This window comes from Ignatzschineria sp. PL_is040 (assembly GCF_055813795.1).
Map to the genome: position 1 here is coordinate 1 of NZ_JBVPGU010000003.1, position 18,092 is coordinate 18,092.

Sequence of the window (18,092 nt, forward strand, 5' to 3'; positions counted from 1 at the left end):
CAGCGCCGATGGTAGTGTGGGAGATCCCATGTGAGAGTAGGTCAACCCCAGGGCTTCATTAAGAGCTCCTAGCTAATTAGCTAGGAGCTTTTTCTTTGTCTGGATTTTTTATTCTTAAGAAAGCTCCTGGAGCTGCGGGAGCCAACTACTTCATTCTTTTAACCAATGCATGCCCGCTGGTCGGCAACTTCGATGTCCATTGCCGGCACATAACTTCTGGAAGAACGCGATAGTAAGATCCGGCAATTCATCAGCCCCCTTTTGTGAATAGATTGAAGAAAGGCTTTATAAAGATCAATTGATTGCTTCAATCTCTCCTCTTTGAAGTTGTCGCTCACGAGATCGCATTCGGCTATTTCTGCTTTTTTCTTCTAATTTTTGATTCTGTTCACTTGCTCGAATAGGAGTATGCTTATCATAGGGATAGATAATATTTTGTAAAATAAAGAAGAGCAATAGAGTGGCTAGAATAGCAAGAAGAGGAATGCCATATCGAATGAGTGCTCTTTGATAGCGGAGAATATAGATTAAAAAGAGAATAACAATAAGGGCAACAACAAGTAATATCATGAGATAGGTGTAATTCCTTTGTGATGTTGGATCAATTTATCTGTAGTTATTGATTAGTACTACTAAGTACTAAGATATAAAATTGGGCTGATGGGTCTGCTCTTTTGCAGATACCCGCCAGCCCTTGTTGGTTTTACCATCTATGTAGATCAGATACTATTTGATTACGGTTATTTCACTCTAAAAAGAGGTGAGTTGTATGATGAATTCCGTTTTTAAAGATTATAGTTGATCTGCAAATTTGAGTAAAAGGTCTAAATTTTGTTGCCGGGTCTGCTTGGAGATGATAAACCAATCTATTACCGTCCAAATACCTAAGCCACCAATTGTAATGAGCTTAAGAACTCCTAATAAAATATTACCAATATAGAAGCGATCTACAGCAAAAGAGCCGAAGAAGAAGGAGAGAAGTAATGCTAATGTCGGATCTTTAAGAGGAAGTGCATGGAGTGCCGCTTGTTGACTCTCATTGAGCCTGTGTAAAATAGAGGTCACTGTTGTTAGTGCTTCTTTAGGATATTTATTCGCATTGATAGCAAGATAAGTATTGATAAACTCTTGATTATGACTATTCACTAGAATACTCCTTTCTTCTACGTTGAATTAATCAGATTGATCGATCGCTCTATGGTAGAGGTTTCTAATAGTGCTACATACCTACATCTGCATCGATTATTAATAGGGAATCTCTTCTATTTTATACTAATAATACTAATAGAGGGAAAATAGGGTTCTACTCTAAAATCTATTTTAGAATCGATCAGCATAATGTAGCAGAGTAATGTTATTGAATCATCAGATCTGAAATCTCATCGGCAGCTGTTAATAGTAGCGGAACAACCTCTTTTACAAATTGCTCTCGGTTACTATAGCTTGTTGCCGGACAACTTACAGAGAGTACATATTGAATCTCTTTAGAGATTTTACCGCGAATAGGTGCAGCGCAGGCAATCATATCGGGTTTAAAGTTTTTCCAGCTAATGAGATAGTCGGAGTTTCTTGCTATTTCGATCTTTTCAATCAATTCATTGATATCTTTTGCTGTTGACGCTGAGTATTTTTCCCATTCGGAGACTCCCTCAAAACGAGCCCTTATCTCCTCATTACTCAATGATCCTAATAACATTTGACCAATCACTGTTGCATAAGCAGGCCATCGCGTTCCAACTCGAATATTGGAGGTGAAAGCCCCTAATGCCTGAATATTATTGAGATAGACAATTTCGATATCATCGAGAATAGAAAGATGAACGGCTACTTTTGTTTTATCCCGTAATTGCTGCATAATCGCCGTAACTTGCTGTGGAATATTCATCGATTCAATTGCGGTGTAACCGAGTTGTAGTACTTTCACATTGAGCTTATAACTCTTATGAGGCGTGCGCAAAAGATAACCACAATATTCCAATGTTTGGACTAATCGGAAAGCACTTGATCGATTAATTTCTAAGTTTTTAGCGATCTCGCTTAGAGTCATCTCACTCTTTTCTGCGGTAAAACTTTCTAATATCTTCAATCCTCTAACGAGCCCCGGCACAAGGTATTTTTCTGCATCAATCTCTTCAATCATCGCTAAACTCCTCACTTTTTATTCTTATCTATTATAGGAAAAATTAGCTGTTAAGACTCCTATTTAGAAAATGGGCTTGACAAGCTTCTTTTATTAATCGTATTCTTGCATTATTGTTTTATAAAGTAAATGGTGTTTTATATATAAAACTAAATAATTTAGTAGATTGAGCAAAATAAGCTAGATAAAAGACTAGTCATTATGGGATTACCCTTATAAATTAAATATTTTATTTGAATAACAGACGATTACCATTCACAAGATGTCAAAACAATAATATGAGTGGATCGCTATTTTCTGATTATCCCTGTCAAGCAGGATAGGGGTCTTTGAGGAGGAAGAAGATGAATTGGGTTTCAGTATGCCAAGTGGGTGAAGTGGAAGAGTATATGCCTAAATCGGTTGATATTGGGGATATTAAGATCGGAATCTTTCAGGTGGGAGATCACTATTTCGCCATTGAGAATATCTGCCCCCATGCTTATGCACTCTTAACAGAAGGCTTTGTGGAAGACGGAACAGTTGAATGTCCTCTTCATGAAGCTATTTTTGATATTAAGACGGGGAATTTAGAGAGTGGCCCTGGCTGTCGAAATTTATTGACTTATCCTGTGAAAGTAGAGGCAGGAGAGATCATGATCTCTGTTGAACAGTAACTATTGCTGTTGATACTTTTTGTTATCGAGCGTAGAGAAGAGGGAAGAGCGCAGAGATTAGGATAATAGAGTGATTATTGTTCTATTTAATAACTATTTTTGAAGAGTTAAATCTTAATATCTCCCTATATTCATATTTTCATATCTCCGTATTACCTCCATTTCCCTTTTGTTAAATAGATTCATTGGAATGAGATTATTGAGGGCTATTGCAAAAGGGAGCTTTTTTAAAGTGTACCTGTGGTAGACGTGAGGGAGCGAAAGGAGATCGATTTTTAATCACTGATATCAAATATCTTGTATCAATACTCTGTTGTAGCTTGGTCGATAGGTGAAGTGTAGGCTGATTCAAGATACCAAGAGATACTATAAATTAAGAAATTATTAAGAAATTTTGTATGCAATGACATACAGAAATCAAAGGAGGAAGCAGATGGCAAATTACAATGAAAAGCTTAAAACCTGGCTAGAAAATAGACCTAACCCTGATGCCGGCATCAATAATATTCAGATTCCTGGAGATGTGAAGCATGTGGTTTGGCAAAACCGTGCACATGAACCTTCCGCTTATGAATTGAGTCTTGTGGAGAACCTTATTGCCGCTTTTTCAAAAGGGGCGACAACACTCTCCGAGGTGGTTTCTGCGCTTAATGAACAAGGAATGTTATTAGAGAGTGGTGAGAAATTTACAGAAGAGAGCTTCGAAGCTGAGATGGCTCGTTTAGGTTATTAAGGTTTTAAGAGTGTAGGAGGAGAAGATTATGACATCTAGAAAATTTAAAGACGCACAAGAGTACCTCAACTTTGGTTTACGTAACCTGTGGCATCCAGTATTAGCGAGTTGGGAGGTAGGGACCAGTCCTGTGGGAATTACCCGCTTAGGTGAGAACATTGTTGTTTGGCGTGATGAAGAGGGTAAGGTTCATGCTCTTGAAGATCGCTGCCCCCATCGTGGTGCGAGACTCTCTTTAGGATGGAATTTAGGCAATCGTGTTGCTTGCTGGTATCACGGTGTTGAAGTTCGTTTTGATGGTGTTGTTGAGGATGTTCCTGCTGTTGCAAGTTGTCCGATGACCGGGGCTACTTGTGTGAAATCATACCATGTGAAAGAGGTTCATGGTGCCATTTTCCTCTGGTTTGGTGTTGGTGATGAAGCACCTACAGAACTCACTTTCCCGGAGCAACTCGATAGTGATGAGTGGAGTCATTTCCTCTGTATCGCAGATTGGAAAGTCAATTATCAATATGCAGTTGATAATGTGATGGATCCCATGCATGGAACTTATCTTCACTCCGTTTCTCACTCAATGTCTGAGGGTGATCGCCAAGCGGAGATGAGCCTAAAAATGACGAAAACAGGTTTTATCTTTGAGAAAGATGGGCAATCAGGCGTGAACTTTGACTGGGTGGAGTATGGAGAAACTGGTGGCGCTTGGTTACGACTCTCTATTCCTTATCAATCTAAATTTGGTCCTGGTGGAAGCTTCTGGATTGTTGGTTTTGCGACCCCTATTGATGAAAATAATACGCGCGTATTTTTCTGGCGTTGCCGTAAAGTTTCAGGATGGGAGCGTGATACTTGGCGCTTTATGTATCGCAATCATTTAGAAGGATTGCATTGGGATGTATTAGAGCAAGATCGTATTATTTTAGAGCTATTAGCCCCTAATGCTCGAGAGCATGAGTTCCTTTATCAACATGATGTCGGTATTACACGTCTCCGCCGCACTTTTAAGCGCGCCGCAGAAAAGCAGTTTAAAGAGTATGAGGCATATCAAGCGAGTCAGGCAAATGTAGATGCTGTGGGCGCCACTATTCATCCTGCAGAATAATTGAGGTGATCATGAGAGCACTATTAGAGGGGAAAAAGATCGTCATTACAGGCGCGGCACGCGGGTTAGGGTATGACTTTACTCGCGCGGCTCTAGAGGCTGGTGCTACAGTACTAATGGTCGATATTTTAGAGGATCTCTTAAAAGAGCGAGCAGAATTACTGCAAGCTGAGGGATTGCCGGCATCCTATATTGTGGCAGATTTAAGTTTGCCTGAAGCTATCGATAAGGTTGCTGAGGAAGTTGAGCAAGCGTGGCCCTATGTGGATGGTTTAATTAATTGTGCGGCGCTAGCTACAGGTGTTGGGGGCGTCGATATGATGAATTATGATCCTGATCTATGGGATCGAGTCATGACTATTAATGTGAAAGGAACATGGTTGATGACACAGGCGATGGTTCCTTTTCTTAAGAGATCGGATCAGGGTCGCGTGGTGAATATCGCTTCCGATACGGCCCTTTGGGGGGCCCCTAAATTGATGGCTTATACCGCAAGTAAAGGGGCTATCTTGGCGATGACACGCTCTATGGCCCGTGAATTGGGAGAGTTTAATATTACCGTCAATAGCCTCTCTCCAGGCTTAACATTAGTTGAAGCGACGGCATATGTACCGGCAGAGCGACACTCACTCTATGTTAATGGCCGAGCGATTCAACGGGAACAACTTCCTGAAGATGTCAGTGGCACCGCACTCTATCTTCTCTCTGATCTCGCTGCTTTTGTTACCGGGCAAAATATCCCTGTTAATGGTGGTTTTGTCTTTAATTAAATAAATATGAAACAAACATGACGTACTATTACGCAGAAATTAATAGGGTTCATCAGAGTCAGAAGTTTTAACGAGGAATTTAAGTATGTTAAATGGAATCAAAACATTAAAGTTTGGTGTTGAGGATATTGCAAAGTCGAAACAATATCTTGCAGACTTTGGCCTTAAAGAGGTAGAGAGTGATATTGAGAGGGCAGCGAAATATCAATTAGGCAATGGTAGCTCAATCTATGTTTTTGCTATCGATGATGAGCGCTTACCGCCGGCATTTGAAGCAGGATCCACCTTAAGAGAGGTGACTTGGGCGGTGAATCGTTATCAAGACATTGAGCTTCTAGCAGAGAGACTTCAGTCAGAGCCGGGATATCACTTTGCCGATGGTGTTGTTCAGTGTCAGGACCCCAATGGTATGACGCTCCGTTTTGAGGAGTACATTCTAAAAGCAGATTTAGAGGCGACAAGTCTGCCGATCAATCAGTTTGGCAGAATCAATCGGGTCAATGCGCCTAGTCCTGTTTATGAAAAAGCAGATCCTGTTGCTATTGGGCATGTGGTCTTCTTTACCCCGGATTTAGAAAAGACGCAGAAGTTTTATGAGGAGAAGTTAGGCTTCTATCTTTCAGATGCCTATCGTGGGCGTGGCGCTTTTATGCGTTGTGCTGCAGAAGGTTGGCATCATGATCTCTTCTTATTGAAACTGCCACAACGTGAAACAACGGGGCTCAATCATGTTGCTTTTGTGGTGCGAGATATTCATGAGGTGATTGGTGGGGGGCTCAATATGAATCGACTCAAATGGGATTCCTTTATCGGTCCTGGTCGTCATCCCGTCTCATCAGCTTATTTCTGGTATGTACATTCACCTTTAGGGGGCGCTTTTGAGTATTACACCAATGATGATTATGTGACGCCGGCATGGATACCCCGAGTCTATGATTATGCTCTTGAGCTCTTTACGGAGTGGGCGATTGAGGGTGGCCTGGATCATGAAACACGACGCCAGGTCAAAGGATCTTAAAGCGTCACTATTGTTTCATGTGAAACCTATTATCAAAATAGAAAAAGGAGGGAGTGAAGATGGAGAAAGTGGTTATTATTGGGGGTGGGCAGGCATCTGCTTGGGCTGCTTATACCTTAAGAGAAGAGGGATTTGAAGGAGAGATTGCCGTGATTTCAGATGAATCACAACTCTTTTATGAAAGACCACCATTATCGAAGCAGGTATTGCTTGGAGAGATGGATCATCAAAATCTCCATTTCTTCCCACCAGAGAAGATTGCGGCGCTCAATTTGACGCTCTACGCGCCCCTCTCTGCTACCAAAATCGATCGTGATAAACAGGTAGTGACGCTCTCAGATGGTTCACAGCTTCCTTATGACAAGCTTCTGATTGCGACCGGCAGTCAAGCACGAGTTCCTGTTGATGCCTGGCGATCTCTGCCTAATCTCTTCACACTGCGTACAGTTGAGGATAGTTTAGCATTGCAGCGCGCGCTCCCATCGATTAAGTCACTTGCAATTATTGGTGGTGGTTGGATCGGTTTAGAGATTGCAGCCTCATTACGGCAACAGGGGTGTGTTGTCACACTATTGGAGTTAGGTGAGCGTCTCTGTGCTAGAAGTGTCTCTGTCGAGGTCTCTGATTTTATTGAGTCGCTTCATCAAGAAGAGGGTATTGAGCTCTGTTTTGAGTGTGGAACTCTCGATATTGTGGAAGAGAATGGGGCGTTAACGATTATTCAAAATGGGGAGAAATGGCGCAGCTTTGATGCAGTCGTTGTTGGAGCAGGGGCGCATATCAATAAAGAGCTCGCTGTTGAGGCAGGATTAGATGTGCGTGACGGTATTGTTGTAGATCATTATTGCCAGACATCTGATCCCCATATTTATGCTGCAGGAGATGTCGCTATTCACCCAGATTTAGGGTTCTCTGTTCAATCTTGGGCAAATGCACAGCATCAAGGGGTAATTGCCGCAAAAGCGATGTTAGGGGGCGAGAAGGCGACACCTTACCGTGAAACCCCTTGGCTCTGGTCGGATCAATATGATTGCAATATTCAGATTTTAGGGACGCCGGTCGGACTTGATCGTACTGAGGTAGTGATCCGTGATAGCGCGCCACGTCAAAAGAGCTTCTTCTACCTTACGCCTGAGGGAAAATTGCAATATTTAGTTTCGATTAATGATGCAAGAGTAGTACAGATTGCAAAGCGATGGATCAAGGCTGATAGAACTTTAGAGGCGGTAGAGATTGGCGATCCTGCTTTTAATGTGATGAAGCTCCGTTAATTGATGAGGCTAAATTCGATAGGAGCGATTGATCAGGATGGATTTATCAGAATAAATTGGTAGAAGTTCAAGCATGCCAGCGAGAGGGCTATCGCTCTAAAGTAGGAGCGCAGAGAAACAGGCGAGAAATAGGGGGAGAGGGTCTCTATAAGATAGAAGTCAGTGTCGAAATAGAATAGAAAAAGTAATAGAAAAAGTAATAGAAAAAGCAATAGAGAATCAGAATAAAAATAGCAGAAAAGAGCAACCACCGAAGCGTAATAAGTCGACAGTGCAAAAGATCGACTCTCATCAAGAGTACGCATTGAGATATCTACTAGGAGGAAATTTATGAAAGAAGCGCTAGCTGAAAGGCTACCTTTTGTGCCCAAAAATTTAATAGTGCATTGGACGCCGGCAACAGTCTTAATGATCTGCGTTGTCTTAGCCTTTTTTGACAAGATCAGCATTGCTGTACTCTTTTCTGATCCCGCTTTTCAAGAGACGATGGGTGTTGTTGAAGATAAGAGCAGGCTCGGTTGGTTGATGACAAGTTTCCTTCTCTCTTATGGTTTCTCCTCCGTATTTTTAAGTTTTTTAGGAGATCTATTTAGCCCTAAAAAATTAATTTTCTGGTCTGTTTTGAGCTGGGGTATCTTGATGCTCATTATGGGATTTACAACGACTTATGAAGGGATGCTGATCAATCGGATCTTATTAGGGATTGCAGAAGGACCTCTCTTTGCACTCTGCTATAGCATCGTAAAGCTCTGTTATAGCGATAAAGAGCAGGCGCGTGCCTCCACAATGTTTATTTTAGGTACCCCTATTGGTGCGGCGTTAGGATTTCCGATTACCGCATATGTTTTAGGCAATTACGATTGGCATACCACCTTCTATGTGATGGGCGCATTAACCTTAATTGCAACAATCTTAGTCCATTATGGTTTGCGTAATGTGGAAGTATCGGGACGGAAGCGAGTCGTTAAGAGCTCACATAGTGTTAATCTTAAGCGATTGATGAGTAATGGTCCTTTTTGGTTAGTCTGTTTTTTTAATATCGCTTTGATGACCTATCTCTGGGGACTCAATAGTTGGATTCCTACCTATCTCATGGAAGAGAAAGGATTCAATCTTAAAGAGTTTGGCGCACTATCGATGATCCCTTTTATTGGGATGTTGATTGGAGAGATCGGAGGAGCGCTCTACTCAGATCGTTTTTCGATTCGTCGCGCACCGCAAGTCTTTATAGGGTTATTAGGTGCCGGGATAGCGATGTACCTAATGGTGATCGTTGAGAGCAATATACTCGTGATTACGATGATGACCATCAGCTCTTTAATGTGGGGAGTTTCCGTATCGGCCGTCTTTGCACTTCTCTCAAATGTGAGTGATCGTGATGTGGCGACGACTGCAGGGGGGATTTTTAATGGTCTCGCTAACTTTACAAGCGCTATTGTACCGGTCTTAATCGCATATATCGTTGCCTTTTCTGGCAACTTTAATACCGGAATTATCTTTCTTGCGGGTGTTGCCGTTGCAGGATCGATCATTCTTGTCCCCTTATTGAGACGTTATTAGGGAGATGTTATCAGGGGCACTTTTAGAGCAGTAACTTCCTACCGATCGCAATAGAGCGGAAATATTATTGAAGAAGTAACTGTAACAACAATACTTTATTGAGAACCCAAAGGGGATCTTATCCATAGAGATTTATTCATAAAATTTATTCACAAAGGAGAATAGAGATGTCTAGAGAATTTGAAACTTGGAACCGTCCAGAAGGCAAAAGTTTAGAAGAGTGGATGAATACACGAATCGCACGATTAGAAGATCGTAAGTATGATTTTGATGCACTCAAATTTCAAGCTGATTATGACCCTAAATATCGACGTGCGCAGATGCGTTACATGGGGACAGGCGCAACAGGCGTTGCATCAGATAGTAATACCGTTCCGGCAGAGAACTTTACATTTTCAACGATGGTATTACCGGCACAATGTGAAGGGCCACTCCATCTTCATGATGATGTTGAAGAGGTCTTTTTCCTGCTAAGAGGTTCTATCGAACTCTTTTTAGAAGATAAAGGGGAGAAATATTCAGTCATTCTTAAAGAGCGTGACCTGATCTCTATTCCTCCAGGAATTTATCGTGGACTTTATAACTATACGCAAGAAGATGCCTTAATGTGTGTCATGTTGGGTACTTCAAAACCGCAGATCCCGACCTATCCTGAAGATCATCCGCTCTCTAAAGTTAAGCGTAATTAAGTGTAATTATGTGTAGTTAAGTGTAATCAAGTGTCATTAAACGTGATTAGAGATAGATAGGTTATTCAAGATCATGAGATTTTGTACGTAATATTAATAACAAAAGAGATAAGAAGAAGGGATAACAAGAGGGGCTTAAATCGAATCCTAGAGGGATCGGGTTCTTAATTTGAGATGTATTGAGGATCTGTTAAAGATTTTAGGAGATATCGATTTAAGCCATCTTGACTGATGATTGAGAGGAGAAGAGATTTTATGAATCAGGTTGAGTATCAATTCGCCCCAAAGAGCGGGATCGAGTATTTAGAGAAAAAGGGAGAGGGCACACCTTTTCTGTTACTCCATGGGATTAGCTCTGGCGCATACTCATGGATTAAACAGTTACAGGATCGTGAAATCTCTGCTCATCTTATTGCCTGGAATGCGCCCGGATATGGGAAGAGTGAGAAGTTGATAACAGATACCCCTTTGGCGTTAGATTATTCCGATCGCCTCTTTGCATTGATCAATGAGTTAGGGTTGGAGCGCATCATATTAGTGGGGCACTCTCTTGGGGCGATGATGGCCACTGCTTTTGCTGCAAAATATCCACAATATTTAGAGCGAGTCCAGCTGATTGCACCGGCACAAGGATATGCTAAAGAAGAGGAATCTGTTAAGGCGGAAGTGTATCAGCGTCGGCCAAAATTATTAGCTCGATTAGGGAATTTAGGGATGGCTGAGGAGCGCGGTCTTTATCTGCTTGGAAATCCTTCTACTGAGAATATGGACATTGTTCGTGAAGTTTCTCAACGTTTAACAATGGATGGCTTTACCAATGCATCTCATCTTCTTGCTTATGATTCGATCGATCGTGCATTGTCACAAATTGATCCACAATTGGAGATTGATCTCTATTTTGGCCTGAAAGATGGCATTACGCCACCAGAAGGGATGCATGCTTTAAAAGCACGACATTCAAGGCTCAATTTAGTTGAGGTTGCTGATGCGGGGCATCTTGCTTATATCGATGCGCCACTTTTTTTTAAAGAGAGACTCTTTGGGCCGATTTAAGAGGAAAAAAACGTTTACAGAGTGAGATAGGCGGATCTCCCCCCTCTATTAGAGGAAGAGAGCGTTTGATATTGAGACGAGAATCATAAATAGGAAGGATTAGAAGGAAGATGAGGAGGCAGTCGATGAGTTTTGGTGTGGAGAATCGGGTCGCAATTGTGACCGGTGGATCATCTGGTATTGGTTTAGAAACGGTAAAATTACTTCTAGCAGGCGGTGCTAAAGTTGCTTGGTGTGGACGTAATCAGGCGCGTTTAGATGCCTCTTTAGAAGCGGTGAGGTTAGCATTACCTGAAGTTTCGTCTAGTGACATGTTAACCATTGTCGCAGATGTGCTAGATCGTGATTCTGTGGAAGCAATGATCAACGCTGTAGTTCAACATTTTGGGGGGATCGATTTCTTAATTAATAATGCCGGGCAGGGGAAAGTCGCCTCTTTTGAAGAGACTCAAGATGAGGATTGGCTCGGAGAAGTGACTCTTAAATATTTTGGTGTCTTAAATCCTATTAAGGCGGCATTGCCTTACTTAGAGCAATCAGATATGGCCTCGATTACCAATGTGAACTCGCTATTAGCCCTAAAGCCGGAGCGGCATATGATTGCAACATCGGCAGCAAGAGCGGGCTTACTCAATTTGAGTAAGACATTGTCGCAAGAATTTGCTCAGAAAGGAGTTAATGGGATTCGGGTCAATTCGATCTTAATCGGTATGGTGGAGTCGGGGCAGTGGCGCCGTCGATATGAGGAGCGTTCAGATCGTTCTAAGAGTTGGGATGAGTGGATTGCCGGCATTGCCCAGGAGCGAGGAATCCCCATGGGGCGATTAGGTAAGGCAGAAGAGGCGGCTCGAGCGTTACTCTTTTTAGCATCACCGATGTCTTCCTATACAACGGGGTCAGTTGTTGATGTCTCAGGTGGCTTCAGTCGAGAGATTTGATGAGGTTGCTCCATAAAATAATCAATAAGTGGTATCGGTAGAAGCGTAATAGAGAGCAATTAATATATAGAGAATAAATGGATAGAGAAGCAATAGATAGAGAATAACAGATATAGAGTGAGCAGGAAGAGATAGGGGAGAGAATGAAGAAAATAGTAATGATTGGTTATGGGGCGATGGCACAAGCTGTGATGCCGCTTCTACCCGAAGATGTCAAAGTGGGGTGGTTAGTAGTGATGCCACAAGATGTCGCTAAGACTCAAGCAATTGTGGGCGATGAGATTAAAGTCATTAGTCGCATCTCGGAGATAGATGGTCAGCCAGATTGTGCCGTTGAGATGGCAGGGCAGTTAGGATTGAAAGCACATCTCTTTGATTTGATTAGTGCGGGAATCGATGTTGGGGTGATCTCAGTAGGAACCTTTGCCGATTCACTATTTCAGAAGCAGGTTGAGCAGGCAGCAAAAGAGCATCAGGTGAAGATCTCGATCTTATCGGGAGCGATTGCCGGCATCGATGGTTTAGCCTCGGCTAAATTAGCAGGATTAGATTCCGTTCTCTATCAAGGGAGAAAGAATCCCCGTAGTTGGAAGGGAAGTTATGCAGAAGAGCTTGTCGATCTCGATCAGCTAGAGAATGCGACCACTTTCTTTAAGGGAAGTGCGAGAGAAGCGGCAAAACGTTTTCCTGCTAATGCCAATGTCGCTGCTACTTTAGCGCTTGCCGGAATCGGAATGGATGAGACTGAAGTTGAGTTGATTGCCGATCCAGAGATGGCGCGAAATCAGCATAAAATCATTGCGCAAGGTAAGTTTGGTGCTATGGAGATTGTGATGATGGGGGTTCCTTTAGAGAGTAACCCTAAGACCTCAATGCTCGCTGCATTAAGTGTTGCGCGTTTCTGTCGTCAGCTAGATGATGCGTTGCTCATTTAAGGATATTGACAGAGGATAAGGAGGATATAGTGAAAAAAATATTTTTAGCAGGTGAATGGAGAGTTGGTCGTGGAGAGCCTTCTAAGAGCTTCTTCCCCGCAGATATGAGTCTTAACGCAGAGTTTTCCACAGCTTCATTAGAAGATGTAAAAGAGGCGATTGTTGCAGCAGATAGAGCATGGAGAGAGCCCACCTGGAGAGACCTATTGCCGACAGAGAGAGCGCGCATTCTCTTTAAGTTTGCAGATATTTTAGAGCGGGATCGAGATGAACTCGCTCAGCTTCAAACTCGGGATAATGGTAAACCTCTCTATGAAACACGGGGATTGGTTGCAAGTGCTATTGCCACGACGCGTTATGTCGCCTCTACATTAGAGACGATGGATAACGAATTAACCAATCAGCGTATGCATGATGCTATTACGTTTAGCCTCTATGAGCCATTGGGCGTTATTGCGGCAATAACCCCTTGGAACTCTCCTATTGCCTCTGAAGTGCAGAAGTTGATCCCGGCATTAGCGGGGGGTAATGCGGTCATCTTAAAGCCTGCGGAAGCTACATCGTTAATTGCACTAGAATTAGCTAAACGATTTGAAGAAGCAGGATTGCCCAAGGGAATCTTAAGTGTTCTGCCGGGGCGTGGTTCGGTGGTGGGAAATGCCATTGTGAATCATCCATTAGTGAAGAAGATCTCATTTACCGGAGGCACCAATACTGGAAGAGCGTTAGCTCATGTTGCTGCTGAGCGCCTGATTACCACCTCATTAGAGCTTGGAGGGAAATCACCTACAATCGTCTTAGAGGATGCCAATTTAGAGTTAGCCGTCAATGGTGTTATTTATGGCATCTTTAGTTCAGCCGGACAAGCCTGTATCGCCGGCTCACGCCTCTTTGTGCATCGTTCGCTCTATGAGCCTTTTTTAGCAAAACTCATTGAAAAGAGTGCCGCTCTGCGCGTTGGACACCCAGAAGATCCCACAACACAGGTGGGACCAGTGATTAGCGAGCAACATTTAGAGAGTATCGACCGTTATGTTCAGCAGGCGGTTGCTGAAGGGGGGAAGATCGAGATAGGTGGAAAACGGCTATTAGAAGGGGCGTTAGCAAAGGGCAGTTATTATGCCCCGACGATTATTACCGGCTTAAAAAATAGTGACTCTGTCTGTCAAGAGGAGATCTTTGGCCCTGTATTGGTGGTGCTTCCTTTTGATGATGAAGCAGCACTTATTACCGAAGCTAATGACTCCGTTTATGGGCTATCTGCCGGCATCTGGACAGAAAATTATCGCCGTGCATGGCAATTAGCACGAACTTTAGAAGCGGGAACCATTTGGATCAATATCTATAAGAAATTCTCTATCTCAACACCTTTTGGGGGTTATAAAGAGAGCGGTATCGGGCGAGAGAAGGGGCGTTTAGGGATTCTCTCTTATATGCAACAAAAGAGTATCTTCTTAAGCTTAGATGAGACTCCTAATCCTTGGTGTGAGTCGTAATAAAAGAGAGATAGATAAAGAAAAATAGAGAGCTCGCGCGAGAGGTAGCGAGATATCGAGTGAGATATCTCATGAGAGAAAATGTTATTAGATCGATAGCGTCTCTAAAAATAGAGAATATGGGTAGAGAATAAGATAGACGCAGATTAGAAGGCGTAGGAGAAAAGAATGAAGGTAACAGTTGGAGAAGCGATTGCACGCTTATTAGAGATGCATGGTGTTGAGGATGTGTATGGTGTTATTTCGATCCATAACCTCCCTATTGCAGATGCTATTGGGCGCCGAGAGAAGATCAATTTTGTCTGCTCTAGAGGGGAAGCAGGTTGCTTAACGATGGCAGATGCCCATGCGCGTTTTAAGGGATTAGGTGTTGCAATTACAAGTACCGGTGCTGGCGCCGGAAATGCGGTGGGATCTCTAATTGAGGCCTGTAATGCGGCGAGTCCGGTATTACATATTACCGGTCAGGTTGAACGAGAGTATCTCGATCGAGATGCCTCATTTATTCATGAAGCAAAAGATCAATTAACTTTCTTGAAGGCGGCGAGTAAGGCAGCTTATCGTATTATGAGTCCCGATAATGCCATTGGTATTATGCGTGAGGCCATTCGTGTGGCGCAAACCGTTCCAATGGGGCCGGTGAGTGTTGAGATTCCGATCGATGTACAAGCGGCCGAGATCGAGCTTCCCGAAGAGCTCTATCCTGTGGGAGCTTTACAGATGCCGATGATCGATCGTGCTGCCTTAGACAGAGTGGTAGAGTCTTTAAAAGAGGCAAAACGCCCAATTCTATGGATTGGAGGAGGATGTTTAGAGGCTGAAGATGAGGTTAAAGCATTGGCAGATCTTGGGATTCCTGTTCTCTCATCGACCCATGCAAGAGGAGTATTGCCGGATCACCATCCCCGTAGTTTGGGCGCTTTCCATAACTCTCAAAAGGTCGAAGAGCTCCTAAAGTCAGCTGATATTGCTTTGGTAGTGGGATCTCGTTTGAGAAGTAATGAGACGAAGACTTATAGCGTCCAATTTCCTGAAAAATTGATTCAGATTGATGCCAATCCTGTCGCGCAGCAGAGAAACTACCGTGTCGAGCACTTTATCTGCTCTGAGGCAAAAGCCTCTTTAGCGTATCTTGCAACCGCCTTAGAGCAACACTCTTTTATCGATCCTGACTATGATCGAGAGATTAGAGAAGCGAAAGAAGCGGCGATCAATGCTTTGACAGAGCAGTTAGGTCCTTATGCTGAGATCTGTTTTGCTCTACGAGATGCATTACCGGAGAGTGGTATTTTAGTGCGAGATATTACGATGTCAGGAAGCACTTGGGGAAGTCGACTCTTTCCAGTACAAGCTCCACTTCGTAATATCCACTCGCTTGCAGGTGCTATCGGCTTAGGTTTGGCGCATGGTATTGGATCGGCGATTGCCAATCGTGATAAAAAGATTGTCTCTTTAGTGGGAGATGGCGGTTTAATGCTTGGGATTGGTGAGATTGCAACCATGGTTCAGGAGAATCTGAATATGGTTCTACTTGTGATGAATGATCAAGGTTATGGGGTGATGCGTGGCATTCAGAATAACTACTTTGGTGGTCGCCAATATTATAATGAGCTACATACGCCAAGCTATAAGAAGTTAGGGGAATCGATGGGCTGTGTGAGCTTTTTAGCAAGCTCTGTTGAGGAGTTTCGTCAGGTCATTGCCGATGCGATTGCGATTGAAGGCCCCACCGTTGTTGAAGTAGATATGACTGCGATCGGCCCCCTTAACTTTGCAGGTCCGCCACAGAAAAAGCTCTATTAAGAGTTCTATTATTAAGAGTTCTATCAATATCACCTATCAGTGAGTGATAGATTGAGTTGAAATGTGAGAGAACTATTTGATCAAGCCTCCTCCTTAAAAAGAGGGGGCCTTGCTGCTTATGGCACTCCTCTTTGCGCTTTCTGTGATATCTTGGAAGTAGGGTCCTTTTTTAGATGATTGTTAGATTGAGAGTACTTTTGAGGAGCGTAGAATGAAACGAAAGGAGCGAGAAGCGGTTAGTGAGTTAATGCCGGAACGGGATCATTTGTCGGGAGAATTGCCGGGAAATTTAGCGACTGAAGAATCCTCTTTATTAAAAAATTATGAGCAGGCAGCACGCTATCTTCGAGGAGTAGATCTTGATACAGATACCTCTTTAGCGCAGGACCCTTTGTTACAGAAAGCAAAACTAGCTTTCTCTCGTTGTGAATCGATCCTCAATGAGGCGACCTTTAAAGTTCGCCATATTAAGATTAAGAATCTTCGCCGATTAAATGAGTTAGAGATCACCTTTGATGATCGACTCACTGTTTTGATAGGGGAGAATGCTACTGGAAAAACAACGGTTTGTGAATGTTTAACAAAAGGGCTCTCTTGGGTTCTCAATGCGATCAATCGAGAGGAGCCTGCCGGGCTTGAGATTTCGGAAGAGGAGATTAAAAGTGGAGAGAATAGAGCTGAGATCTCACTTGAAGTCGAGGTTGATGCAGATAATAAGATTCACTTTATGCTTGAGCGGACCTTACAAGAGGGGGCAATCGGGCAACGATCTGATTTTAGTGAGCTCAATGCGTATGCGAAGGTGATTCGTGATTGTATAACCTTTAATGATTGTAATATTACGTTACCCCTCTTTATCTTCTATAGCGTCAACCGCCCCAATTTTGTTCGTGGTGCGCGTAAAATACATCTTCATCGTGCAAGTGCTTACGATTATGCGTTAGATGAGAAAGTTCGCATCTCCGATATGATTGAGTGGTTTGTGATGTTAGAGAATCTTTCGCGGCAAGACTCAGGAACGGAACTTCGCGATCTTCTACAATTTAGAGCGTTATTAGAGCAGACAGCAGAAGAGTTTACCCAAGAGCATCAAAATGCTGATCCCATGAAGCAGGCGCTTGTTGATGATATGCTTTCAGGGTTAAAAGTGAAGATTGCAGAGACAGATGAAAAAATTGCTGCACTGCAGTGTCGCCCGCTCAATACCGCACAGAAGTTAAAAGAGATCGTCAATGAGATTGTCTGTGATCTGATCCCGAATGCCACAGGGATCTTTGTTGATCGTTCCACAGGAAAGGATCGGGTTGTTCTCTCAATCTATGATGAGTTACATGATATCCAACATCTTTCACATGGACAGCGCTCGGTTCTCTTCATGGTTGCTGATCTTATCTCACGGTTAGAGATCTTAAATCCCCATCTAGAAGATCCAAGGGAGAGCCCCGGCGTTGTGATTATCGATGAGATCGAGCTTCATCTCCATCCTACTTGGCAGCAGACCATTATCGATTCGCTTTTGAAGATCTTCCCCAATATGCAATTTATTATCACAACGCATAGTCCGCAGGTGATCTCCACAGTTCATAAAGATCAAATTCGTTTCTTGAAGAATGATTTTGAGACTAATCGCGTGCGCGTACATTCCCCAAGCTTTCAGACTCGTGGACTCTCTTCCGATAATATTCTATTGCGCATTCTCAATATTGCTGATATCCCCGATGTCTATGAGCATCAGCAATATCAGCAGTTAGAGAAGATGATAGAGAATGGTTTAGATGAAACGCCGGAGGGAGAAGCGCTCTATCTAATGTTAGAGAAGCACTTTGGTCGAGAGAGTATCGAGATGGAGAAGCTTCGTCATCAGAAAAAGCTACAGCAACTCAAAGCTCGAATCCGTAATCGACGCTCTGCTCAGGAGTCAAAGGAGTAGG

Annotated in this window: 17 protein-coding genes; 14 read left to right on the top strand and 3 right to left on the bottom strand. The window is 43.0% G+C overall.

The annotated features are described in order from the left end of the window. Positions 1-294 precede the first annotated feature (294 nt). From AC0SAP_RS05130 to AC0SAP_RS05140, 3 genes are all read right to left on the bottom strand, one after another. A complete protein-coding gene (locus AC0SAP_RS05130) occupies positions 295-570 on the bottom strand; it encodes a hypothetical protein (RefSeq protein ID WP_473383248.1) in 276 nt (91 codons plus the stop codon). A 222-nt stretch (positions 571-792) separates the two neighbouring features. After that, a complete protein-coding gene (locus AC0SAP_RS05135; RefSeq protein ID WP_094567684.1) occupies positions 793-1,146 on the bottom strand; it encodes a TM2 domain-containing protein in 354 nt (117 codons plus the stop codon). 208 nt (positions 1,147-1,354) lie between these two features. Next, entirely contained in the window at positions 1,355-2,140 is a 786-nt protein-coding gene (locus tag AC0SAP_RS05140; protein WP_473383250.1) for an IclR family transcriptional regulator, read from the bottom strand. Between the two features lie 344 nt (positions 2,141-2,484). Between AC0SAP_RS05140 and AC0SAP_RS05145 the strand changes: the two genes are divergently transcribed. The 14 genes from AC0SAP_RS05145 (at position 2,485) to ptuA (ending at position 18,091) form a co-directional block, all read left to right on the top strand. Next, positions 2,485-2,796, top strand: coding sequence for a non-heme iron oxygenase ferredoxin subunit (locus tag AC0SAP_RS05145; RefSeq protein WP_094567682.1), 312 nt, complete (start codon positions 2,485-2,487; stop codon positions 2,794-2,796). A 433-nt stretch (positions 2,797-3,229) separates the two neighbouring features. Further along, a complete protein-coding gene (locus AC0SAP_RS05150; protein ID WP_094567681.1) occupies positions 3,230-3,529 on the top strand; it encodes a recombinase-like helix-turn-helix domain-containing protein in 300 nt (99 codons plus the stop codon). Between the two features lie 28 nt (positions 3,530-3,557). Further along, positions 3,558-4,628 carry an aromatic ring-hydroxylating oxygenase subunit alpha gene (locus tag AC0SAP_RS05155; protein ID WP_094567680.1) on the top strand — a complete coding sequence of 357 codons (1,071 nt, stop codon included), beginning with the start codon at positions 3,558-3,560 and terminating at the stop codon, positions 4,626-4,628. Between the two features lie 11 nt (positions 4,629-4,639). Continuing rightward, positions 4,640-5,398, top strand: a complete 759-nt coding sequence (locus AC0SAP_RS05160) for an SDR family oxidoreductase (protein ID WP_473383251.1) — start codon at positions 4,640-4,642, stop codon at positions 5,396-5,398. An 85-nt stretch (positions 5,399-5,483) separates the two neighbouring features. Next, entirely contained in the window at positions 5,484-6,416 is a 933-nt protein-coding gene (locus AC0SAP_RS05165; RefSeq protein ID WP_473383253.1) for a VOC family protein, read from the top strand. Between the two features lie 59 nt (positions 6,417-6,475). Next, complete coding sequence (locus tag AC0SAP_RS05170) at positions 6,476-7,687, top strand: NAD(P)/FAD-dependent oxidoreductase (protein ID WP_473383254.1); 1,212 nt, start codon at positions 6,476-6,478, stop codon at positions 7,685-7,687. A gap of 330 nt (positions 7,688-8,017) precedes the next feature. Continuing rightward, positions 8,018-9,247, top strand: a complete 1,230-nt coding sequence (locus AC0SAP_RS05175) for an MFS transporter (protein WP_286482883.1) — start codon at positions 8,018-8,020, stop codon at positions 9,245-9,247. Positions 9,248-9,414: 167 nt separating this feature from the next. Continuing rightward, on the top strand, positions 9,415-9,936 hold the full coding sequence (locus AC0SAP_RS05180; RefSeq protein WP_094567675.1) for a cupin domain-containing protein: 522 nt from the start codon (positions 9,415-9,417) through the stop codon (positions 9,934-9,936). A 255-nt stretch (positions 9,937-10,191) separates the two neighbouring features. Continuing rightward, on the top strand, positions 10,192-10,989 hold the full coding sequence (locus AC0SAP_RS05185; RefSeq protein WP_473383256.1) for an alpha/beta fold hydrolase: 798 nt from the start codon (positions 10,192-10,194) through the stop codon (positions 10,987-10,989). A 125-nt stretch (positions 10,990-11,114) separates the two neighbouring features. Further along, the gene (locus tag AC0SAP_RS05190; RefSeq protein ID WP_286482899.1) at positions 11,115-11,927 is read left to right on the top strand and encodes an SDR family oxidoreductase; all 813 of its coding nucleotides are present in this window, start codon (positions 11,115-11,117) and stop codon (positions 11,925-11,927) included. Positions 11,928-12,070: 143 nt separating this feature from the next. Further along, positions 12,071-12,862 carry an aspartate dehydrogenase gene (locus tag AC0SAP_RS05195; protein WP_473383257.1) on the top strand — a complete coding sequence of 264 codons (792 nt, stop codon included), beginning with the start codon at positions 12,071-12,073 and terminating at the stop codon, positions 12,860-12,862. A gap of 26 nt (positions 12,863-12,888) precedes the next feature. Beyond that, a complete protein-coding gene (locus AC0SAP_RS05200; RefSeq protein WP_473383504.1) occupies positions 12,889-14,358 on the top strand; it encodes an aldehyde dehydrogenase in 1,470 nt (489 codons plus the stop codon). A gap of 168 nt (positions 14,359-14,526) precedes the next feature. Then, positions 14,527-16,161, top strand: a complete 1,635-nt coding sequence (locus AC0SAP_RS05205) for a thiamine pyrophosphate-binding protein (RefSeq protein WP_473383259.1) — start codon at positions 14,527-14,529, stop codon at positions 16,159-16,161. Between the two features lie 211 nt (positions 16,162-16,372). Then, positions 16,373-18,091, top strand: a complete 1,719-nt coding sequence (gene ptuA, locus AC0SAP_RS05210; protein ID WP_473383261.1) for a retron Ec78 anti-phage system effector ATPase PtuA — start codon at positions 16,373-16,375, stop codon at positions 18,089-18,091. Position 18,092 lies beyond the last annotated feature (1 nt).